We start from the raw sequence: 21,059 nt of genomic DNA, 5'->3' as shown, positions 1-21,059 counted from the left end.
GTCCACTGTGCAACTCCCGACAAACGAACAAGCACACCAGCAGCCCCCGGCAGGGGGCGCGGTTGATTGTTTGACATGTCGATAGAGTTACGGCGGTCATGGCGGAGGGGAAACGCCCGGTCACATTCCGAACCCGGAAGCTAAGCCCTCCAGCGCCGATGGTACTGCACTCGGGAGGGTGTGGGAGAGTAGGACACCGCCGGACAATCTTTCAGTCAGGGTCACCCTTCGGGGTGACCCTGACTGCGTTTGTACCCGCACTTTCTTCCGGGGGCGCGGTCCGTTCGACTGCGCCCCGGCACAGGTCAGCGGCTCTGGATGCCCTCGCGGAGCTGACGGAACAGCTTGGCGGAGTCGTCCACCGAGCGACCCGGGAACATCGCCATCACCACGCTGCCGTGGTCGGCCCAGCCACAGACCGCGAAGTCGCCGCCGTCGCCGCTGGTCGTACCGCATTTCATGACGCCGCCCAGGCGGCCGGCGTCCACCTGGCGCAGGCCGGTCACCTTCCCGGTCTCGTCGGCCATCAGGCCGAAGAGGGTGTTCAGGTCCCGCTCGGGCTGCCAGAGCAGAGTGGTGCCACCAAAAACCAGGACGGCCTGCTTCGCGTCCGCCGGGTCGCGGTAGACGGTGCCGAAGCTCCGGTCCAGATCGATGTCGGCGGCGAAGCCGTCGCGGAGGTATTCCGCGGTGCTCCGGGCCCGCTCGCTGTCGTCCCGGGTCAACCCGGCGACCTTCTCCGGCGCGTTCAGGTGGGTGTCCTTCTGGGCCAGCACCCGCCAGCCGCCGACGCCGAGCACCCCCGCCCCGGCCAGCCCGACGACCAGCGCGGCGGCCAGCGCGATCCGTCGCCGGCGGGAGACCGGGCGGAGCTCGGGCTCCTGGGCGGCCGGGTCACGGCGGCTCAGCTGGATCGGCTCATCGGTCAGGTCGACCGGCTCGGGCCCGTCGTCGACCGGACGTTCGGTGAGATGCGCGTCGGACATGTTCGCCACCGTACGCGAACAGGTGGTGGCGCACGTCAGGTCTCCGGAAGCGCTCCGTAGACTTTCTCGGGTGACCGAGAGACTGGATGCCCGACGCCCCGACGCCCCGACCCTTGCCGGCCAGTACCAGCCCGGCGAGGTAGAGCAGCGACGGTACGAGCAGTGGGTAGCCGCCGGCCACTTCCGGGCGTCGGCGGAGAGCGACAAGCCCCCCTTCACGATCGTCATCCCACCCCCGAACGTCACCGGCTCGCTGCACATGGGGCACGCCTTCGAGCACACCCTGATGGACTCGCTGAACCGGCGTAAGCGGATGCAGGCCTACGAGGCGCTGTGGCTGCCCGGCATGGACCACGCCGGAATCGCCACCCAGAACCTCGTCGAGCGGCAGCTCGCCGGCGAGGGGCTGTCCCGCCACGACCTGGGTCGGGAGAAGTTCGTCGAGCGGGTCTGGCAGTGGAAGGCGGAGTCCGGCGGGGCGATCCTGGGCCAGATGCGGCGGCTCGGCGACGCGGTCGACTGGGACCGCGAGCGCTTCACCATGGACGAGGGCCTGTCCCGGGCCGTGCAGACCATGTTCAAGAAGCTCTTCGACGACGGGCTGATCTACCGGGCGAACCGGATCATCAACTGGTGCCCGCGCTGCCTCACCGCGCTGTCCGACATCGAGGTGGAGCACACCGACGACGAGGGTGAGCTGGTCTCGATCCGCTACGGCGACGAGGTCGTGGTCGCCACCACCCGGGCGGAGACGATGCTCGGCGACACCGCGGTCGCGGTGCACCCGGACGACGAGCGCTACCGGCACCTGATCGGCACCGAGGTGGCCGTGCCGCTCACCGGCCGGCGGATCCCGATCGTCGCCGACGAGCACGTCGACCCGACCTTCGGCACCGGCATGGTCAAGGTGACCCCGGCGCACGACCCGAACGACTTCGAGATCGGCCAGCGGCACGACCTGCCGGCGCTCACGATCATGGACGAGCGCGGCATCGTCACCGCGCCCGGCCCGTTCGAGGGCCTGGACCGCTACGAGGCCCGCCCGGCCATCGTCGCCGCGCTGCGTGAGCAGGGCCTGATCGTGGCCGAGAAGCGGCCGTACGTGCACGCGGTGGGGCACTGCTCGCGGTGCAAGACCACGGTCGAGCCGCGGCTGTCGTTGCAGTGGTTCGTCAACACCGCCCCGCTCGCCAAGGCCGCCGGTGACGCGGTCCGCGACGGCCGGGTGAAGATCGAGCCGGCCGAGCTGGCCAAGCGCTACTTCGCCTGGGTCGACAACATGCACGACTGGTGCATCTCCCGGCAGCTCTGGTGGGGCCACCGCATCCCCGTCTGGTACGGCCCGGACGGCGAGATCGTCTGCGTCGGACCCGATGAGCAGCCGCCGACCGGCGCGGGCTGGCGGCAGGACGAGGACGTGCTGGACACCTGGTTCTCCAGTGGCCTGTGGCCGTTCTCCACCCTCGGCTGGCCCGAGCAGACCCCGGACCTGGCGAAGTTCTATCCGACCAGTGTGCTGGTCACCGGGTACGACATCCTCTTCTTCTGGGTCGCCCGGATGATGATGTTCGGCCTGTACGCGATGGACGGCCGGCAGCCGTTCGACGTGGTCGCGCTGCACGGCATGGTCCGCGACGAGCACGGCAAGAAGATGTCGAAGTCGTTCGGGAACGTGGTCGACCCGCTGGACTGGATCGACCGGTTCGGCGCCGACGCGACCCGGTTCACCCTGGCCCGGGGCGCCAACCCCGGTCAGGACGTGCCGGTGAGCGAGGAGTGGTGCCAGGGTTCCCGGAACTTCTGCAACAAGCTCTGGAACGCCACCCGGTTCGCGCTGATGAACGGCGCGCACACCGACGGCCCGCTGCCCGACCCGGCCCAGCTCTCCACGGTCGACCGGTGGATCCTGTCCCGGCTGGCGCACGTCACCGCCGAGGTGGACGAGCAGTTCGAGGCGTACGAGTTCGCGAAGGTCTGCGACCTGCTGTACCACTTCGCCTGGGACGACGTCTGCGACTGGTACGTCGAGTTGAGCAAGCCGGTGCTCGCCGAGGGCGGGGCGGCGGCCGACGCCAGCCGCCGGGTTCTCGGGCACGTGCTGGACCAGCTGCTGCGACTGCTGCATCCGGTGATCCCGTTCGTCACCGACGAGCTGTGGACCGCGCTGACCGGCGGGGAGAGCGTGATGGTCGCCGCCTGGCCGGTCGCCGACCGTACCCTTGTCGACGACGCCGCGGAGGGCGAGGTCGGCACCCTGCAGCGGGTGGTGACCGAGATCCGGCGGTTCCGCTCCGACCAGGGCCTGCGCCCGACCCAGCGGGTGGCGGCCCGACTCGACGGCCTCGCCGGCGCGGGTATCGCCGCGCACGAGCCGTTGATCCGGTCGCTGGTCCGTCTCGACGCGGCCGGTGACGAGTTCCAGGCCAGCGCCACCCTCGCCATGCCGGGTGAGGTGAGCGTCGCGCTGGACACCCGGGGCTCGATCGACGTCGCGGCCGAGCGGGCCCGGCTCACCAAGGATCGGGCGGCCGCCGAGAAGGAGGTCGCGCAGGCGCGGGCGAAGCTGGACAATCCGGCGTTCGTCGGCAAGGCGCCCGAGCAGGTGGTCGCCAAGATCCGGGAGCGGCTCGCGGTGGCCGAGGCGGATCTCGTTCGGATCGACGCCGCTCTGGAGGCGCTTCCATCGTGACCGATCGCACCGAATTCGCCGAGGTGGAGGCCGAGCTCAACGCGCGCGGCTTCACCCGCGTGCACTTTGAGCTGGACCGTATCGAGACGCTGCTCGACCTGCTCGGCAGCCCGCAGCGGGCGTACCCGTCGATCCACCTGACCGGGACGAACGGCAAGACCTCGACGGCCCGGATGATCGACTCGCTGCTGCGGGCGTTCGGGCTGCACACCGGCCGCTACACCAGCCCGCATCTGGAGACCGTACGGGAGCGGATCAGCCTGGACGGGGAGCCGGTCAGCGAGGAGCGCTTCGTCGCCACGTACCGGGAGGTGGCGCCGCTGGCCGAGCTGGTCGACCAGCGCTCGGCGGAGCCGCTGACGTACTTCGACATGACCACGACGCTGGCGTTCGCCGCGTTCGCCGACGCCCCGGTCGACGTGGCGGTGGTGGAGGTCGGACTCGGCGGCGCCGACGACGCGACCAACGTGATCCGGGCCGGGGTGGCGGTGCTGACCCCGATCGGGCTGGACCACACCGAGTGGCTCGGCGACACCATCGAGGACATCGCGCTGCACAAGGCGGGCATCATCCACAAGGGGGCCACCGTGATCGCGGCGGCCCAGGAGGAGGAGGCCGCCCGGCCGATCCTGGAACGCTGCGCCGAGGTCGGCGCGACCGTCGCCCGGGAGGGCTCCGAGTTCGGGGTGCTGCGCCGGTCGGTGGCGGTCGGCGGCCAGGTGCTCACCATCCAGGGCCTCGGCGGGGTGTACGAGGAGATCTTCATCCCGTTGCACGGCGCGCACCAGGCGCAGAACGCGGCCGTGGCGCTCGCCGCGGTCGAGGCGTTCCTCGGCGCGGGGGCGCGTCGGCAGCTCGACATCGAGGCCGTCCGGGAGGGCTTCGCCGCGGCCAGTTCGCCGGGCCGGCTGGAGAAGGTACGGACCGCGCCGACGATCCTGCTCGACGGAGCGCACAACCCGCACGGGATGGCCGCCACGGTCACGGCGTTGCAGGAGGAGTTCGCGTTCAGCAAGCTGGTCGGCGTGCTGGCCGTGCTCGGCGACAAGGACGCGGCCAGCCTGCTGGAACTGCTGGAGCCGGTGCTCGACTCGATCGTCGTCACCCGCAACGGCTCGCCCCGGGCGATGCCCGCCGACGAACTGGCCGCGCTGGCGCGGGAGCTCTTCGGGCCCGAACGGGTGCAGGTCGCCGAGGAGATGCCGGACGCCATCGAGGCGGCCGTGGCGGAGGCCGAGTCCGACGTACCTGGTGAACTGGCCGGGGTGGGCGTGCTGATCACCGGATCGGTGGTGACCGTGGCCGACGCCCGCCGGCTGCTCAAGCGATGACCGGCCCGGTGCGGGGGCGCCCCGACGCCGGCGGTCGGCCGGAGGAGGGCCCTGCGACGCCCGGCGGGTCCCCGACCGGTGCCGGCGGGCCCCCGGAGCAGCGACGGTCGGGGCTGCGTAACCCGGAGAAGGCGGTCCGCGGGCTCGGCGCGGGGACGCTCGCGCTGGAGGCGTTGGTGCTGTTGCTGGCCATCCAGCCGATCCGTCTGGTCGGCGGACACCTCAACGGCGTCGCCATCGGCGTGATCGTGGCGTTGGCGGTGGTCTGCGTGGTGCTCGCCGGCCAGATGGGACGTGGCTGGGCCTGGTACGCCGGCACCGTCGTCCAGGGGTTGCTGATGCTCTCCGGGTTGTTGCACTGGTCGCTGCTCGTGCTGGGGGTCGTCTTCGCCCTGGTGTGGGCGTACGCGCTGCACGTGCGGCGGGTCATCCTCGGCTGAGCGCCCGCGCCGACGCCGGACCTGTGCGGGTCAGGCGTCGGCGAGGGTGCGCCACTGGGTGAGGGCCACCCCGTGGCCGTCCGGGTCGCGGAAGGCCGCTGCCCACACCTCCAGCTTGCTGCCCCGGTTCACCACGCGCGGGGCGTACGTGAACCGCACGCCCGACCCGCGCAGCCGCTCGTACGCGGCCTGGATGTCGTCGACCTCCAGGTTGACGTGGACGAGTCGACGGCTGATCGGGGCGGCCCCGGTCACCTGGCGCAGCACCAGCCGGGTCGCCCCGGAGTTGAGCACGGCGTTGCCGTTGCCCCGGTCGAGTTCGGCGAAGCCGAGGTCCCGGTAGAAGTCGAGGGACCGGTCCAGGTCGGTGACGAGCAGGGTGATCCCGACCCCGCTGATCGGGGTGGCCACCTCGGCCGGCTCGTCCCCGGCCGGCCCGAAGATCGCCTCGTCCAGTTCCTGCGGGGTCGGCGGCGTCTCGGCGTCCGGCTCGTCCAGCGGGACGTCGACCGGGTCGAACCGTTCCTCCGCCGGCGGGCGCGGCGCGGGGGTGGCCCGGCGGGGCAGCGGGCCGGTGTTCGGCGGCTCGACGACCTGACCCTCCAGCACCACCGGGCCGCCGGGCCGCTGGTGCACCACCACCGGCTCGCGTTCGTCGGGCAGCACGGTGACGTCGTCGAGGAGCGGATCCGGCGCGGGCGGGAAGTCGGCACGGAAGTCGTCGCGCAGGTCGTCGTCCGGGGCGCGGTCCGCCCACGGCGGCGCCTCCTGCGCGATCAGCATTTCCTCGACCGGATCGGGGTCGGCGTACTCGGGCGGGAGATCGGCGACCGCGGCGGCGGTCTCGGCGTGCGTGGGCACCTCGTCCCAGAGGACCCGGACGTGCCGCTGGTCGTCGAGGGCGACCCGGACGGGCAGGGCCTGGCCGAGCGACGGCCACTTGGCCACCGGGACCCGCGGCTCGATGATCTTCTTCGACCGGGGCGGCAGCCCGGGCGCGTCGATCACGAGCTGGAGTTCGCAGCGGCCGAAGGCGTACTGGGTGGGTGGCTCGGAGGCGCTGTGCACGTGGCCCAGCCCGACGACCCAGGTGCGCCCGCCTCCGCGTACGGTGGCCAGGGCGATCGCCAGCACCAGCAGCGCGACGCCGAGCGCGACGATGGCCCAGCTCGTCATGCCCAGCCCGAACAGCACGATGAACGTCGCCACGGTGCCCAGCACCGCGCCGATCAGCTTGCGTATCGGCGCGATGGGTCGGTTCCCGCCATTCGCCACAGTGGACCTCCCAGGGGTCTAGGGCCAGGCTAGGCCGGACCGGCGACCGGGGGAAGGAGCAGCCGCCGCGTCGGCGCCGGGACCGGGTCGCTACGCTGACCGTACCCAGCCAGACCCGCTTGCGCGTACAGGAGGAACCCAGCGTGTCCAACAGCAGTCCGGATGAGCGCACGCTCGTACTGATCAAGCCGGACGCGGTGCGTCGCGGCCTGGTGGGCGAGATCCTCGCCCGGTTCGAGCGCAAGGGCCTGCGGATCGACGCGCTGGTGTCCCGGACCATCGACGGCGACTTCGCCGATCAGCACTACGCCGAGCACGTGGACAAGGCGTTCTACCCGCCGCTGAAGGCGTTCATGACCAGCGGTCCGCTGGTGGCCCTGGTGCTCTCCGGCGACCAGGTGATCGAGGTGGTCCGCGGGATGATCGGCAGCACGGACGGTCGCAAGGCGGCGGCCGGCACCATCCGGGGCGACCTCTCCCTCTCCAACCGGGAGAACCTGGTGCACGCCTCGGACTCGGTCGACAGCGCCAAGCAGGAGATCGCCCTCTGGTTCCCCGAGCTGGGCTGACGTCCTCGCCGACGGCCCCGGTCCCCGTCCTGGGACCGGGGCCGTCGCGCGTGTTCAGCCGGGGACGGCGGCCAGCTTGTCCGGGTTGGCCGTCAGGTAGAGGCCGGTGATCCGGCCGTCGGCGGCGGTGAGGCCGAGCGTGTAGCGGACCCCGGACGGCCAGCGCAGCAGCAGTGCGGGCGCGCCGTTCAGTTCGACCGGCGTCGCCGTGACCCCGGGCCGGCGCCGGCCGTGGATGCCGGCGAAGAAGCGGGCGATCCGATCCACGCCGTGGATCGGGTTGCGGGCCGCGCGGACCCGGCCGCCCCCGTCGGACCAGGCGGTGGCGTCGGCCGCGACCAGCTCGGTCAGCCGGGCCAGGTCGCCGTCGCGGGCCGCGGCGAGGAAGGCGTCCAGCAGCCGTCGCTGCTCGGCCGGCCCCGCGGTGAAGCGCCGCTTGTCGTCGGCGAGCCGGGCCGCGGCGCGGTGGTGCAGCTGCCGGCAGTCCGCCGCCGACCGGTCCAGCAGGTCGCCGATCTCGGCGTACGGCAGGGCGAACGCGGTGTGCAGCACGTACACCGCGCGCTCGGGCGGGGTGAGTCGCTCCAGCAGGTGAAGCAGCGCGGTGGAGAGCGTCTCCCGCAGCTCGACGGTGTCCAGCGGCCCGAACGGGGTGGCCGCCCCGGTGGGCACCGGCTCGGGCAGCCACGGCCCGACGTACGTCTCCCGGGCGGCCTGCCGGGCGCGCAGCCGGTCCAGGGCCAGCCGGGTCACCACCCGGGCGAGGTACCGGCGGGGTTCGGCGACCGACTCCCGGTCGACGTCCAGCCAGCGCAGATACGCCTCCTGGAGCACGTCCTCGGCGTCGTGCAGGCTGCCCAGCAGCCGGTACGCCAGCCCGAGCAGCATCGGCCGGTGCGCGGTGAGCGCACCGGCCGCCTGCGCCGTCCCGATGGTGCTCACACCTCGGTCGGCGGCGCGGTCCGCGTGCTGATCACGATCCGGTTCCACACGTTGATTGTGGCGATCGCGAGGATCAGGTCGGCCAGTTCCCGCTCCGACCAGACCTTCGCCGCGGCGTCCCACACCTCGTCCGGCACGCCGTGCTCGCCGAGCCGGGTGACGGCGTCGGTGAGCGCCAGCGCCGTGCGCTCCCGCTCGTCGAAGAAGGGTGCCTCCCGCCACGCGGCGACGGCGAACAGTCGCCGGCTGGACTCACCGGCGGCGAGCGCGTCCCGACTGTGCATGTCGACGCAGAACGCGCAGCCGTTCAGCATCGACGCCCGCAGCTTCACCAGTTCCAGCACGGTGTGGTCCAGGTTCTCCCGGACGTGGTTCTCCAGCCCGAGTACCGCCTGGTACGCCTCCGGCGCCACCGCCGCCAGGTTCATCCGCCGCATCGCTGCCTCCTTGTGTCGTCGGTACGCGGACACGACGGATCGGCGTTCCCGGGGTGTGACAGCCGGGGGCTGTGACGGTGCTCATGTCCCGCCCCCGCGTGGCTTAGAGGGTGTCGAGGGAGGCGTGGCGGCGGGATTCGGCCTCGAAGAGTTTGAGCAGAAGGGCGGCGAGCAGCGCGTACCCGAATCCGACGGTGACCTCGGCGGCGAGCGCCGGGACGGCGGCCGGGAAACCCTCGCCGGCCGCCAGGTGGCGGGCGGCCCGGGCGGCGTGGGTGATCGGCAGCGCCTCGCCGACCACCCGCATCCAGCCGGGCAGTCCGGCCGTGGGGACGTTGACCCCGGTGAACAGGAGCAGCAGCGCGACCGAGACGTTGGAGACCACCCAGACGTCCCGGAACCGCAACCCCAGCGCGCCCAGGGTGAGGCCGAAGAAGCCGCAGGACAGCGCGGCCACCGCCAGCGTCGTCAACAGGCCCGGCAGGGCGTCGACGGGCACCCGCAGGCCGAGCAGGAGCGCGCCGACCGTCAGCGTGCTCGCCGCGATGAGCAGGCCGTTCCCGGCGTACGGGAGGACCCGGCCGAGGAAGACCGCGGTGCGGCTGCGCGGCGAGAGCAGCACGTGCCCGAGGGTGCCGAAGCGCCGCTCGTTGGCGACCGCCATGGTGCCGCCGAAGACGCACGACAGCGAGGCGGCGAGCACCGCGTTGCCGACGATGTAGAAGCGGTCGTCGGCGACCCCGAGCTGCCGCCCCAGGTACGCGAAGAAGAGCAGCTGGAAGATCGGGCCGACCAGCAGCGAGCCGATGAACATCGCCGGGGTGGTCCAGTTGAACAGGGCCCGGTACGCGATCACGCCGCCCGTGCCGATCAGCCGGAGAAGTGCCGTCATCGTGGTCTCCCTCAGGCCAGCGCGAGGGTCGCCGCGGCGCGGGCCCGTCGCTCGACGTAGGTCATCATCAGCGCGCCGGCGACCAGGCAGCCGAGGCTGATCGCCAGGCAGATGCCCAGCGACGGCCAGACCGGCCCGCCGCCGGTGGCAGCCTCGCGGACCGCCCGGGCACCCCAGGTGGTGGGCAGCGCGGCGGCGATCGGGCCGGTCCAGCCGGGCAGCACGGTGATCGGCACCAGCATCCCGGAGACCAGCCAGATCGGGTACTCCAACGTGTTGGTCAGCGCGTTGGCGTTGCGCAGCAGCACGAACGTGGCGGCGAGCAGCAGGCCGAACATGCCCAGCCCGAGGATGCAGCCCGGGACCGCGACCAGGAACAGCAGCGGGTGGGCGAAGTCCAACGGAATGCCGTACAGCAGCCGGCCCCAGAGCAGGGTGGCGAGCATGGCGTACGTGCCGGTGACCGCGGTGGCCAGGGTGATCGGCAGGATCATCAGCGCGGGCGGGCGGGGCGCCAACATGACCATCTCCAGGGTGCCCAGCCAGCGTTGGTTCTGGATCGCGCCACCGGACCCGAACAGCACCGACGACCAGACGCCCATCAGGCCGGCGCCGACCGCGGCCTCCAGCAGCCGGCCCGGCTCGCCGCCGGCCCGGAACAGGTACACCGCCAAGGTGGCCTGCACCACCGGCACGATCAGTGCGGTGGCGATCTCGAACGAGGAACGGCTGAGCTGCTTGGTGTGCAGCAGCAGACCCACCCAGATCATGCGGAGCAGGTTCACGCCGGCACCGCCCTGACCGGCCGGGGCGTCGTGTCGACCCGGTTGACGATCGCCACGTACGCGTCCTCCAGGGTGGGCTGGCGGGCGCTGACCCGGCCCAGCCGGACCCCGTCCAGCTCGCGCAGCACGTCCGCCTGCACGTCCACCCCCGCGTCGGACTGCACGGTCAGCACCTGGGCCGCGCCGGTGACGGTCACGCTCGCCTCGCGTACGCCGGGCAGGGCGTGGACCGCGGCGAGCTGGGCGTCGGTCACCCCGTACGCCTCGACCTCCAGCACCTGCCGGCCGTCGGCGTGGTGCCGCAGCTCGGCCGGGGTGCCGAGGGCTTGGATCCGGCCGCCGGCGATCACCGCGATCCGGTCGCACAGCTCGTCCGCCTCGGCCATGTAGTGGGTGGTCAGCAGCACGGTGGTGCCGGTGGCGGCGAGGTCGGACACGGTCTGCCGCAGCTCCCGGGCGGCCACCGGGTCCACCCCGATCGACGGCTCGTCGAGGAACAGCACCCGCGGTCGGTGCAGCAGGCCCCGGGCGATGTGCAGCCGCTGCCGCATGCCCCGCGAGTAGCCCTCCACCCGCTCGTTCTCCCGGCCGTCGAGGCGGACCAGCGCCAACAGCTCGGCGATGCGCCGCTTCTGCTCCCGCCCCGGCACCCCGTACAGCTCGGCGAAGTAGCGCAGGTTGTCCCGGGCGGAGAGCCGGTCGTACAGGCCCCGGTCGCCGCCGAAGACGTACCCGATCCGCCGGCGTACCTCCCGGGTCTGCGTGACCACGTCGTGGCCGCAGATCCGGGCGGTGCCGGCGGTCGGGATGAGCAGCGTGTTCAGCAGCTTGATGGTGGTGGTCTTGCCGGCGCCGTTCGGTCCGAGCAGGCCGAACAGCTCCCCGTTGCCGACCGTCAGGTCGACGCCGCGGACCGCCTCCACCTCCCGGCGCTGGGGTCGTAACCACCCCGTACGGCTGCGGTAGGTGCGGCGCAGCCCGGCCGCCTCGATCGCGTACTCGCTCATGGCGGCGAATCTAGGAGCGCCGGCCGGGTGGGGGAAACGAATTCGGCGCTCGCCGAATCCTCAGGCGGAGGCGGTCGCCGGGTCGGCGCCGATCAGGGTGACCAGGGCCAGACCGGCCGGTTCCAGGCCGTACAGCACCCGCCGGCCGACCCGGCGGCGGTGCACCACCCCGGCGGTGAGCAGCGTGGCGAGGTGCTCGGAGACGGTGCTCGGGGCGAGCCCGAGGGTGGCGGCGAGGCCGGCGGTGGTGGCCGGGCGGGCCAGCGCCCGCAGCACCTGGGCCCGGCCCCGCCCGACGAGGACCGCGAGCCGGTCGGTCCCCGGGCTCGCGGGCACGGCGTGGCCGGTAGGCCGGTCAGCCAGCAGCACCGAGCCTCGGGCCTGGTAGGAGACCGCGATGACCTCGGGATGGTCGGTGGAGTGGGTCAGCGCGCCCCGGGAGAAGATCAGCGGGATCAGCAGCAATCGCTGATCGACCGCCTTGAAGCTCCACTCCGAGGGCTTGACCAGGCTGAGCACTGGCCGTTCCCAGCGCACCCGCTCGTGCAGGTCGGCCAGGAGCGCGTCCGGCCCGTGCGCGGCGAGCGCCCGTGCGCGGTGCAGCACCTCCTCGTCCAGCGCCGCCCGCATGGCTGGCCACCAGGGCGCGATCGCCGCGTCCCAGTACGCCTGGGATGCCGTCGGCGAGCCGGTCCAGCGCGGCCTGCCGATCGGTGACGAACGGGCGCAGCCAGTCCGGCAGGTCGTCGAGGTCGTGGTAGCGGGGGGCCTGCTCGGCGATCACCTCGGCCGAGGTAGCCCGCAGCGCCGTCAGCTCCTCCTCGATGGTCGGGCTCGCGCTGAGCGGTACCGGTCCGAGGAAATCCGGATACCACGGGCCGGTCTGGAAGTAGAGCCGCACTGGAGCCGCCTCGGGAAGCTCGGCGAGCACCCGGTGGGCGTGTCGGGCCCAACTGGTGTACGGCCAGGGTGCCTCGTCCCGGTATCGCTGAAGCAGGTAGAGGCTGCACTTGGTCTCCCAGAGCGGGCTGGTCGCGATCCGGGTACGGGCCAGGGTGGGCTCGTCCAACTCGATCCGGATCACCGGGCCAGCCTAAGCCGCAGGGCGCGGACAGCCACGGCCCGCCCGCTGCTCGGGGTGTTACGAGGGGGACCTCCGGTACCGGAGGCGTTAACAGGGGGCCCGTCCTTCGGGGCAGATACTCGGGGGCGGGGCGGCGGGGGAGTCGAGTACGCTTGTCGGCACATAGGCGACGACCCGGCCATCACCGGCGAGCCTCCGGAAGAACAGCCGGGTGACCGGCCCAGTAGAACCGGACGGGACCGGCCCGTCACAGCCGGCCAACGAGCGGGCGGTCGCACCTTGACCGCCAAGCGGGGTGGTACCGCGGGCCTTGCCCGGGCACGCCGGCCGGCGTACCGGAAAGGGTTCGTCCTCGCAGACCCACACGACAGTGAGCTGCTGAGGAGAGCGACCCCCGATGGCCTATCCGTTGCACGACCCGACCGCCGCCGGCGTCCCGGCGAGCCCGGACCTGCCCGCGGTCGAGCGCCGGGTCCTGGAGCACTGGACGGCCGACAAGACCTTCGAGGCGTCCGTCGAGGCCCGCCCCGCCGGGGAAGACGGCAAGAACGAGTACGTCTTCTACGACGGCCCGCCGTTCGCCAACGGCCTGCCGCACTACGGCCACCTCTTCACCGGGTACGTCAAGGACGTGGTGCCGCGCTACCAGACCATGCGCGGCAAGCACGTCGAGCGCCGGTTCGGCTGGGACTGCCACGGCCTGCCGGCCGAGGTGGTGGCCGAGAAGCAGCTCGGCATCACCAGCAAGGCGGAGATCCTCGACCTGGGCGTGGCCCGGTTCAACGAGGCGTGCCGGACCTCGGTGCTGGAGTTCACCCAGGACTGGGAGCGGTACGTCACCCGGCAGGCCCGCTGGGTCGACTTCGCCAACGACTACAAGACGCTCGACCTGGACTACATGGAAAGCGTCATGTGGGCCTTCCGCACCCTGCACGACAAGGGTCTGGTCTACGAGGGCTTCCGGGTGCTGGCGTACTGCTGGCGGTGCGAGACGCCGCTGTCGAACACCGAGACCCGGATGGACGACGTCTACAAGGACCGGCACGACCCGACCCTGACGGTCTGGTTCGAGCTGACCCCGGACGAGTCGGCCCCCGAGCTGGTGCGCGGGCCGGTCAAGCTCGGCGTCTGGACCACCACGCCGTGGACCCTGCCGTCGAACCTGGCGCTCGCCGTCGGCCCCGACATCGAGTACGCGGTGCTGGAGCGCGACGGCTCCCGCTACCTCGTCGGCGCCGCCCGGCTGGCCGCGTACGCCAAGGAGCTGGAGGGGTACGAGCAGGTCGGCACCGTGCGCGGCGCGGACCTGGCCGGGCGTCGCTACACCCCGCTCTACGACTTCCTGGTCGAGCAGGCCGGGGGGAACGCGTACCAGGTGCTCGGCGCGGACTTCGTCACCACCGAGGACGGCACCGGGATCGTCCACCTGGCCCCGGCCTTCGGCGAGGACGACCAGAACGTCTGCAACGCGGCCGGCATCCCGACCATCGTCACCGTGGACGACCACACCCGGTTCACCGCGCTCGTCCCGCCGTACCAGGGCGAGCAGGTCTTCGACGTGAACAAGTCGGTGATCCGGGAGCTGAAGGAGCGGGGGGTGGTGCTCCGGCAGGACACCTACACCCACTCGTACCCGCACTGCTGGCGTTGCGACACCCCGCTGGTCTACAAGGCGGTGTCGTCCTGGTTCGTGGCGGTGACCCGGTTCAAGGACCGGATGGTCGAGCTGAACCAGCAGATCAACTGGACCCCGGGGCACATCAAGGACGGCTCGTTCGGCAAGTGGCTGGCGAACGCCCGGGACTGGTCGATCAGCCGGAACCGGTTCTGGGGCTCGCCGATCCCGGTGTGGAAGTCCGACGACCCGAACTACCCGCGGGTCGACGTGTACGGCTCGCTGGCCGACCTGGAGCGCGACTTCGGCGTACGCCTGACCGACCTGCACCGGCCGGCGGTGGACGACCTGGTCCGCCCCAACCCGGACGACCCGACCGGGAAGTCGATGATGCGCCGGGTGCCGGAGGTGCTGGACTGCTGGTTCGAGTCCGGCTCGATGCCGTTCGCCCAGGTGCACTACCCGTTCGAGAACCGCGAGTGGTTCGAGCACCACTACCCGGGCGACTTCATCGTCGAGTACATCGGGCAGACCCGCGGCTGGTTCTACACGATGCACGTGCTGGCCACCGCGCTGTTCGACCGGCCGGCGTTCCGCAACTGCCTCAGCCACGGCATCCTGCTCGGCTCGGACGGGCGCAAGATGTCCAAGAGCCTGCGCAACTACCCGGACGTCTACCACGCCTTCGACTCGTACGGGTCGGACGCGATGCGCTGGATGCTGATGTCCTCGCCGGTGCTGCGCGGCGGCGACATGTCGGTGACCGAGGCGGGCATCCGGGACGCGGTACGCCAGGTGCTGCTGCCGCTGTGGAACGTCTGGTACTTCTTCTCGCTCTACGCCAACGCGGACGGGTACACGGCAAAGCGGCGGGTGGATTCCACCCACCTGCTCGACCGGTACGTGCTGGCGAAGACGAACGAGCTGGTGTCGACGGTCCAGGGGCAGATGGACGCGTACGACATCTCCGGGGCGTGCGTCACCGTCCGGTCCTACCTGGACGCGCTGACCAACTGGTACGTGCGCCGCTCCCGGGACCGGTTCTGGGCGGGGGACGCCGACGCGTTCGACACCCTGTGGACGGTGCTGGAGACGCTCTGCCGGGTGGTGGCGCCGCTGGTGCCGCTGACCGCCGAGGAGATCTGGCGTGGCCTCACCGGCGAGCGGTCGGTGCACCTGACCGACTGGCCGTCGGCGGACGAGTTCCCGGCCGACCACGAGCTGGTCTCGGCGATGGACAACGTGCGGGCCGTCGCGTCGGCGGCGCTGTCGCTGCGTAAGGCCAAGGGGCTGCGGGTGCGCCTGCCGCTGTCGAAGCTGACCGTGGCCTCGCCCGTCGCCGCCCAGCTGCGGCCCTTCGCCGACCTGGTCACCGACGAGGTCAACGTGAAGGCGGTGGAGTTCACCGACGAGGTGTCCGCGTACTGCCAGCAGGTGCTGACGGTGGTCCCGCGGGCGCTCGGCCCCCGGGTCGGCAAGGCGGTCCAGCAGGTCATCAAGGCGGTGAAGGCGGGGGAGTGGGAGCTTCACGACGGAGCCCCGGTCGCCGCCGGAGTCACCCTGTCCGAGGGCGAGTACGAGCTGCGCCTGGTCGCCGCCGACGCGGAGCACTCCGCGCCGCTGCCCGGCGGCGAGGGCGTGGTCGTGCTGGACACCCGGGTCACCCCGGAGTTGGCCGCCGAAGGGCTGGCCCGGGACGTGGTCCGGGTGGTGCAGCAGGCCCGCCGGGACGCCGACCTGGACGTCTCGGACCGGATCGCGGTGTCGGTCTCGGCCTCGGAGGAGGTGCGTGCGGCGGTGGCCGCGTACACCGACTTCGTGGCCCGGGAGGTGCTCGCCGAGAGCATCGACTTCGCCGAGGGCCTCGACGGCTTCGCCGGCGAGGTCGGTGACGGCGAGCGGGTGACGGTCGGGGTCCGCCGGGTATGAGATGAGCGGAAGGGGCCCTTCTCAAGGCGTCAGGTACGGGAGGGCCCCTTCCCGATCAGCCGTTCAGCTCAGCGAGCGGGCGGTGCGGCCACCCGCTCGGGCCGGCGTGACGGCGTCGGCTAACGTGACACCGCCCGCATCAGCACACCGCCGGAGGACCCGTGCCCCTGCTCTACACCATCGGCAAGCTCACCGTGGCGCCCGCGCTCCGGTTGGCCTTCCGTCCGACCGTGGAGGGGTTGGAGCACATCCCGGAGACCGGCGGGGCGATCTTCGCGGGCAATCACCTGTCCGTCGCCGACGAGCTCTTCATCGGCACCGTGGTGCCCCGCCACCTGGCCTTCTGGGCCAAGTCGGAGTACTTCAAGGGCACCGGCGTGAAGGGCCGGTTCTCCAAGTTCGTGCTCACCGGGCTGGGCGCCATCCCGGTCGAGCGGGCCGGTGGTCGCGCGGCACTGTCCGCGTTCGACGCGGCCATCCCGGTGCTCAAGGCCGGCGACCTGGTGGCGGTCTACCCGGAGGGCACCCGCTCGCCGGACGGGCGGCTCTACCGCGGGCGTACGGGCGCGGCCCGGCTCGCGGTGGCCGCCGGCGTGCCGATCATCCCGGTCGGCATGATCGGCACCGACAAGGCCCAGCCGATCGGGACCCGGGTGCCCCGACCGGGCAGGGCCGAGATCATCGTGCGCGTCGGCAAGCCGCTGGACTTCACCGGCCGGCCGGACGACCGGACCTCGCTGCGCGAGATCACCGACGAGGTGATGGCCGAGATCCAGAAGCTCACCGGCCAGGAGTACGTCCCGCGCTACGCCCCCAAGCGCGCCGAGCCCGCCACCGACCCGACCGCCTGAGCCCGTACCCGGCGGGTCGGTTCTCCCGCCCGGCCCGCGTGGCGTGACCGGTCAGGCACCCTTCGCGGTCACCACCTGCCGGCGCAGGGTGTCCAGCAGGCCGCCGCTGTCGTTCACGTCGAGCCGGGTGAAGACGCCGGTGGTCAGGCTGCCGTGGTCGACCGAGGTGCAGACCACCACCCCGCCGCCGTCCGTCCGGCCGACCGCGCAGCGCTCGTACCGGCCCCGGACACCGGTCTCCACCGGCACGGCGGGGTCCAGCGCGTACCGGTCGGTGAGGCGGGCGATCTCGGCGTCGGCGTCCGCCTCCGGGGTCAGCCGCAGGCCGGTGCCGCCGAAGAGGATCACCTGCTTGCCGTCGCTGCTGGTGTAGATCCCGGCGAAGGCGTCGTCGGCGAGCGCGTGCGCCTCGCGTACCTCGGTCTTCAGCTCCTCGGCGGTGGCCTGGCTGGGCTCGTCCTGCCGCAGCCGCAGCCCGGCGGCCTCGTCGGGCAGGGTCGCGCTGGCCGGGTACTGGGTGCGGAGCGGCTGCGCCCACCAGAACGGTACGCCGCAGCAGCAGGCCACGATGAGCAGCAGCACCCAGGGCCAGCGGCGCCGACGGCGGACCGGCACCGCCACGTACCCCCTGGGCGGTTGCCATCCGGGCGGCGGCGCTGCTGGCGGCGGCGTGGCCGGGCGGCGGCGCTGCTTCGGCTGTCGGGCCGGCGAGGCCGGGACCGGGCGGGGCGACACCGGCGCGGGCGGGGGTGACACCGGCCGTGCGGCGATCGGTGGTGCGGGGGAGACCGGCGGCGGAGTCGGTGCCGGGGCGACCGGCAGGTGTGGGACCGGCGCGGCGGCGACCGGCGGCGGTGGTGTGGCCGGCGGGGGCGGGTACGGCAGGGTGTGCGCCGGCGTCGGGTAGGGCAGCGTCGGCGGCAGCGCGGGGAAGTCGGCCGAGCGCAGGTCCCAGCCGGTGGTGTCGACGCCCTCCCACGGGTCGACCGGCACCATGTGCTCCGGCGAGTCCAGCGGCGGCACGGGGGTCGGGTCGGCGGACTCACCCCAGGAGCGCTTGCGGGCCGGCGGGGGCGGCACCGGGGCGGATCCGCTCCACCGGGGCGCCGGTGGCTGGGGATTCGTCTCCACCCGGGTCGGGTCCGGGCCGGCCCGGCCGGGGACCGGGGCCGACCCGGCCGGACGGTCGGGGACGGCGGCGGAGCCGCTCGGCCGGGCCGGTACGCCGGCCGGACCGAGCGGGCGCGTCGGGACGGCCGCGGAACCGCGCGCCGGGGTCACCGGCGACTCGGCGGGTGAACCGGCCCCGGGCACCGGCTCGGTGGCGGTGCTGTCGGCCGGGGTCCGCGGCGCGGGAGGCGTGGCGTCCGCGGTCGGCTTGCCCGGTACGTCCGGGCCGCCGGCCGGCTCGGCGGCTGCGTTCGGGCTGCCGGCTGGTGTGTCCGGGCCGGCCTCCGTGGCCGGCTCGGGGCGGCTGGGCGGCTCGGCGGGTGTGCGCGGGCCGGCGTCCGTAAATGGCTCAGCCGGTTTGTCCGGCGCGGCGTCCGTGGTCGGCTCGGGGCTGCTCGGCGGCTCGGCGTCCGTGGTCAGCTCGGCCGGCCCGTCCGGGCCGGCGGGCGAGGCTGCCGGTACGTCCGGGCTCGCGGCCGGCTCCGGCGGCGGTACGGGCGTGCGGATCGGCCCGTCGGTGCCCGGCTCCCGGCCCGTGACCGGGGTGCTCCCGTCGGCCGGCCGGTCGGTGCCCGGCTGCGGCTCCGGCATCGCGGCAATCTCCTCTCGCGCCCGATGCGAGGTTAGTACCGGCGTGCCACCTGGGACGAATCCGCCGGTCGGGCCGTGACGTAGCGGATCTTGGAAGGTCGCCGCGCGCCCCGGACGCCAGTGCCGAGCCGCCAGGTGAGGTCGGGCGGTGGGCGGTCGCGGTGCGCCGTGGTGGGCGGCGGGGCACCGCGTACCCTTGGGCATCATGAGTGCCCCGTCGACGACGCCGCGCCCCGTCGCGGCCAATTCCTCCGCCGACTCCGGCTCGCCGCGCGACCTGGAGCGGTCGGTCTGGCCTCGGCTGGAGCCGCTGCTGCCCCAGGTGACCAAGCCCATCCAGTACGTCGGTGGCGAGCTGGGCGCGGTGGTCAAGGACTGGGACGCCGTGACCGTCCGGTGGGCGCTGATGTATCCCGACGCGTACGAGGTGGGCCTGCCCAACCAGGGCGTGCAGATTCTCTACGAGGTTCTCAACGAGTTGCCCGACGTGCTCGCCGAGCGGACGTACGCGGTCTGGCCGGACCTGGAGAAGCTGATGCGCGCCCACGGCGTGCCGCAGTTCACCGTCGACGCGCACCGTTCGGTCCGCGACTTCGACATGTTCGGTGTCTCCTTCTCCACCGAGCTGGGCTACACCAATCTGCTCACCGCGATCGACCTGGCCGGCATCCCGCTGCTCGCCGCCGACCGCACCGACGCCGACCCGGTGATCGTGGCCGGCGGGCACGCCGCCTTCAACCCGGAGCCGATCGCCGACTTCGTCGACGCCGCCGTGCTCGGTGACGGCGAGGAGGCGGTGCTGGAGATCACCGCGATCGTCCGGGACTGGAAGGCCGAGGGCTGCCCGGGGGGCCGGGACGAGCTGCTGCTGCGGCTGGCCCGCACCGAGAGCGTGTACGTGCCGCGCTTCTACGACGTGGACTACCTGCCCGACGGCCGGATCCAGCGGGTCGTGCCGAACCGCCCGGACGTGCCGTTCCGGGTGCACAAGCGCACGACGATGGACCTGGACGCCTGGCCGTACCCGAAGAAGCCGCTGGTCCCGCTGGCCGAGACGGTCCACGAGCGGTACGCGGTGGAGATCTTCCGGGGCTGCACCCGCGGTTGCCGGTTCTGCCAGGCGGGCATGATCACCCGTCCGGTACGGGAGCGCTCGATCACCACCGTCGGCCAGATGGTGCAGCAGGGGCTGGAGTTCTCCGGTTTCCACGAGGTGGGCCTGCTGTCGCTGTCGTCGGCCGACCACTCCGAGATCGGCGACATGTGCTCCGGCCTGGCCGAGCAGTACGCGGGCACCAACGTCTCGCTGTCGCTCCCGTCGACCCGGGTGGACGCGTTCAACATCGACCTGGCTCAGGAGCTGTCCCGCAACGGTCGGCGTACCGGCCTGACCTTCGCCCCGGAGGGCGGGTCGGAGCGGATCCGCAAGGTCATCAACAAGATGGTGTCGAAGGAAGACCTGATTCGCACCGTGGTGACCGCGTACACCAACGGCTGGCGGCAGGTGAAGCTCTACTTCATGTGTGGCCTGCCCACCGAGACCGACGAGGACGTCCTCGAGATCGCGGGCATGGCCCACGAGGTCATCAAGGCCGGCCGGGCGGCCACCGGTTCCAAGGACATCCGCTGCACGGTCTCCATCGGCGGCTTCGTGCCGAAGCCGCACACCCCGTTCCAGTGGGCGGCGATGGAGCGGCCGGAGGTCATCGACAGCCGGCTCAAGCTGCTCAAGCAGGCGATCAACGCGGACCGCTCGCTGGGCCGGGCGATCGGCTTCCGCTACCACGACGGCGAGCCGTCGCTGATCGAGGGCCTGCTGTCCCGGGGTGACCGCCGGGTCGGCGCGGTGATCCGCGAGGTCTGGGAGAAGGGCGGCCGGTTCGACGGCTGGAGCGAGCACTTCTCGTACCAGCGCTGGGTGGACGCCGCCGCCGAGGTGCTGCCGGCCTTCGGGGTGGACCTCGACTGGTTCACCACCCGGGAGCGCGACGAGCTGGAGGTCCTGCCCTGGGACCACCTGGACTCCGGCCTGGACAAGGACTGGCTCTGGCAGGACTGGCAGGACTCACTGTCCGAGTACGAGCAGGACGACTGCCGGTGGACCCCGTGCTTCGACTGCGGGGTGTGCCCGGCCATGGACACCGAGATCCAGATCGGTCCGACCGGCAAGAAGCTGCTGCCGCTGACCCCGGTCAACGGCCTGAAGCTGCCCGCCACCGCCGAGCGGTAGCGCGCGCCGACCCGACCGCCGTCGGGCGGAAACCGGTCCTGATCGCCGTGGCCGGGCCGGATGACCGATATGTCATCGACCGGCCCCGGCGTCCCCGCGCCGGGCGGTGCGGGGACGACTGACCGGTTTCGGCCGACTTTCCGGACCGACCCGGCTGCGTGCCGTCCCGGACGCTGCGCCAGGATGGGACGGACACACAGGTACACCTGAGGAGCTTACGATCGCCAGAAAGCCTC

At 72.6% G+C, this 21,059-nt stretch carries 16 protein-coding genes and 1 rRNA gene; 8 read left to right on the top strand and 9 right to left on the bottom strand.

Going from position 1 to position 21,059, the window contains the following annotated elements; genetic code table 11:
* Positions 1-88 precede the first annotated feature (88 nt).
* Positions 89-205, top strand: a 5S ribosomal RNA gene (gene rrf / locus GA0070621_RS17550).
* A gap of 100 nt (positions 206-305) precedes the next feature.
* On the opposite strand, the gene GA0070621_RS17545 is transcribed toward rrf, so the two are convergent.
* Positions 306-986, bottom strand: a complete 681-nt coding sequence (locus GA0070621_RS17545) for a hypothetical protein (RefSeq protein WP_091197087.1) — start codon at positions 984-986, stop codon at positions 306-308.
* A 70-nt stretch (positions 987-1,056) separates the two neighbouring features.
* On the opposite strand from GA0070621_RS17545, the gene GA0070621_RS17540 reads away from it, so the two are divergent.
* The 3 genes from GA0070621_RS17540 to GA0070621_RS17530 are packed head-to-tail and all read left to right on the top strand — an operon-like array spanning position 1,057 to position 5,446.
* Positions 1,057-3,675, top strand: a complete 2,619-nt coding sequence (locus GA0070621_RS17540) for a valine--tRNA ligase (protein ID WP_091197084.1) — start codon at positions 1,057-1,059, stop codon at positions 3,673-3,675.
* Positions 3,672-5,006, top strand: coding sequence for a bifunctional folylpolyglutamate synthase/dihydrofolate synthase (locus GA0070621_RS17535; protein ID WP_091197082.1), 1,335 nt, complete (start codon positions 3,672-3,674; stop codon positions 5,004-5,006). Before GA0070621_RS17540 ends, GA0070621_RS17535 begins: the two co-directional genes overlap by 4 nt.
* The gene (locus tag GA0070621_RS17530) at positions 5,003-5,446 is read left to right on the top strand and encodes a DUF4233 domain-containing protein (protein WP_091197080.1); all 444 of its coding nucleotides are present in this window, start codon (positions 5,003-5,005) and stop codon (positions 5,444-5,446) included. Before GA0070621_RS17535 ends, GA0070621_RS17530 begins: the two co-directional genes overlap by 4 nt.
* A 30-nt stretch (positions 5,447-5,476) precedes the next feature.
* On the opposite strand, the gene GA0070621_RS17525 is transcribed toward GA0070621_RS17530, so the two are convergent.
* Positions 5,477-6,721: a VOC family protein gene (locus GA0070621_RS17525; protein WP_091197078.1), complete on the bottom strand. Its 1,245-nt coding sequence runs from the start codon at positions 6,719-6,721 to the stop codon at positions 5,477-5,479.
* A 143-nt stretch (positions 6,722-6,864) separates the two neighbouring features.
* On the opposite strand from GA0070621_RS17525, the gene ndk reads away from it, so the two are divergent.
* Positions 6,865-7,290 carry a nucleoside-diphosphate kinase gene (gene ndk, locus GA0070621_RS17520; protein ID WP_091197075.1) on the top strand — a complete coding sequence of 142 codons (426 nt, stop codon included), beginning with the start codon at positions 6,865-6,867 and terminating at the stop codon, positions 7,288-7,290.
* A 54-nt stretch (positions 7,291-7,344) separates the two neighbouring features.
* Here the strand turns inward: ndk and sigJ are convergent, their stop codons facing one another.
* The 6 genes from sigJ to GA0070621_RS17490 form a co-directional block, all read right to left on the bottom strand.
* Positions 7,345-8,232 carry an RNA polymerase sigma factor SigJ gene (gene sigJ / locus GA0070621_RS17515; RefSeq protein WP_231920965.1) on the bottom strand — a complete coding sequence of 296 codons (888 nt, stop codon included), beginning with the start codon at positions 8,230-8,232 and terminating at the stop codon, positions 7,345-7,347.
* Positions 8,229-8,669 (bottom strand): carboxymuconolactone decarboxylase family protein, encoded by a 441-nt coding sequence (locus GA0070621_RS17510; protein WP_091197072.1) that lies wholly within the window; start codon positions 8,667-8,669, stop codon positions 8,229-8,231. Before GA0070621_RS17510 ends, sigJ begins: the two co-directional genes overlap by 4 nt.
* Positions 8,670-8,772: 103 nt before the next feature.
* Positions 8,773-9,561: an ABC transporter permease gene (locus GA0070621_RS17505; protein WP_091197069.1), complete on the bottom strand. Its 789-nt coding sequence runs from the start codon at positions 9,559-9,561 to the stop codon at positions 8,773-8,775.
* Between the two features lie 11 nt (positions 9,562-9,572).
* On the bottom strand, positions 9,573-10,346 hold the full coding sequence (locus GA0070621_RS17500; protein WP_167667013.1) for an ABC transporter permease: 774 nt from the start codon (positions 10,344-10,346) through the stop codon (positions 9,573-9,575).
* A complete protein-coding gene (locus GA0070621_RS17495) occupies positions 10,343-11,353 on the bottom strand; it encodes an ABC transporter ATP-binding protein (protein WP_091197067.1) in 1,011 nt (336 codons plus the stop codon). The genes GA0070621_RS17500 and GA0070621_RS17495 overlap by 4 nt, the downstream gene beginning before the upstream one ends.
* 60 nt (positions 11,354-11,413) lie before the next feature.
* Entirely contained in the window at positions 11,414-11,983 is a 570-nt protein-coding gene (locus GA0070621_RS17490; protein WP_091197064.1) for an ArsR family transcriptional regulator, read from the bottom strand.
* A gap of 851 nt (positions 11,984-12,834) precedes the next feature.
* Here GA0070621_RS17490 and ileS point away from each other — a divergent pair.
* The gene (gene ileS, locus GA0070621_RS17485) at positions 12,835-15,981 is read left to right on the top strand and encodes an isoleucine--tRNA ligase (protein WP_091197060.1); all 3,147 of its coding nucleotides are present in this window, start codon (positions 12,835-12,837) and stop codon (positions 15,979-15,981) included.
* A gap of 161 nt (positions 15,982-16,142) precedes the next feature.
* Positions 16,143-16,832 (top strand): lysophospholipid acyltransferase family protein, encoded by a 690-nt coding sequence (locus tag GA0070621_RS17480; protein ID WP_091197057.1) that lies wholly within the window; start codon positions 16,143-16,145, stop codon positions 16,830-16,832.
* Positions 16,833-16,883: 51 nt separating this feature from the next.
* Here GA0070621_RS17480 and GA0070621_RS30940 read toward each other — a convergent pair whose 3' ends face one another.
* On the bottom strand, positions 16,884-18,593 hold the full coding sequence (locus tag GA0070621_RS30940; protein WP_091197055.1) for a hypothetical protein: 1,710 nt from the start codon (positions 18,591-18,593) through the stop codon (positions 16,884-16,886).
* A 205-nt stretch (positions 18,594-18,798) separates the two neighbouring features.
* Here GA0070621_RS30940 and GA0070621_RS17470 point away from each other — a divergent pair, with 205 nt between their 5' ends.
* Positions 18,799-20,823 (top strand): TIGR03960 family B12-binding radical SAM protein, encoded by a 2,025-nt coding sequence (locus GA0070621_RS17470; RefSeq protein ID WP_091197052.1) that lies wholly within the window; start codon positions 18,799-18,801, stop codon positions 20,821-20,823.
* The last annotated feature ends 236 nt before the right edge of the window (positions 20,824-21,059 follow it).

The sequence above is a fragment of the Micromonospora narathiwatensis genome, from assembly GCF_900089605.1.
In the GTDB taxonomy this organism is placed as follows: domain Bacteria; phylum Actinomycetota; class Actinomycetes; order Mycobacteriales; family Micromonosporaceae; genus Micromonospora; species Micromonospora narathiwatensis.
Note: the sequence above shows the minus strand (reverse complement) of the source record. Positions and strands in the feature narration are given on the sequence as shown.

Bases quoted from the DNA above. Each gene is read 5' to 3' on its own strand.
- GA0070621_RS17545 (WP_091197087.1), bottom strand. From the start codon at position 986: ATGTCCGACGCGCATCTCACCGAACGTCCGGTCGACGACGGGCCCGAG.
- GA0070621_RS17530 (WP_091197080.1), top strand. From the start codon at position 5,003: ATGACCGGCCCGGTGCGGGGGCGCCCCGACGCCGGCGGTCGGCCGGAG.
- GA0070621_RS17510 (WP_091197072.1), bottom strand. From the start codon at position 8,669: ATGCGGCGGATGAACCTGGCGGCGGTGGCGCCGGAGGCGTACCAGGCG.
- GA0070621_RS17505 (WP_091197069.1), bottom strand. From the start codon at position 9,561: ATGACGGCACTTCTCCGGCTGATCGGCACGGGCGGCGTGATCGCGTAC.
- GA0070621_RS17495 (WP_091197067.1), bottom strand. From the start codon at position 11,353: ATGAGCGAGTACGCGATCGAGGCGGCCGGGCTGCGCCGCACCTACCGC.
- GA0070621_RS17490 (WP_091197064.1), bottom strand. From the start codon at position 11,983: ATGCGGGCGGCGCTGGACGAGGAGGTGCTGCACCGCGCACGGGCGCTC.
- ileS (WP_091197060.1), top strand. From the start codon at position 12,835: ATGGCCTATCCGTTGCACGACCCGACCGCCGCCGGCGTCCCGGCGAGC.
- GA0070621_RS30940 (WP_091197055.1), bottom strand. From the start codon at position 18,593: ATGCCGGAGCCGCAGCCGGGCACCGACCGGCCGGCCGACGGGAGCACC.
- GA0070621_RS17470 (WP_091197052.1), top strand. From the start codon at position 18,799: ATGAGTGCCCCGTCGACGACGCCGCGCCCCGTCGCGGCCAATTCCTCC.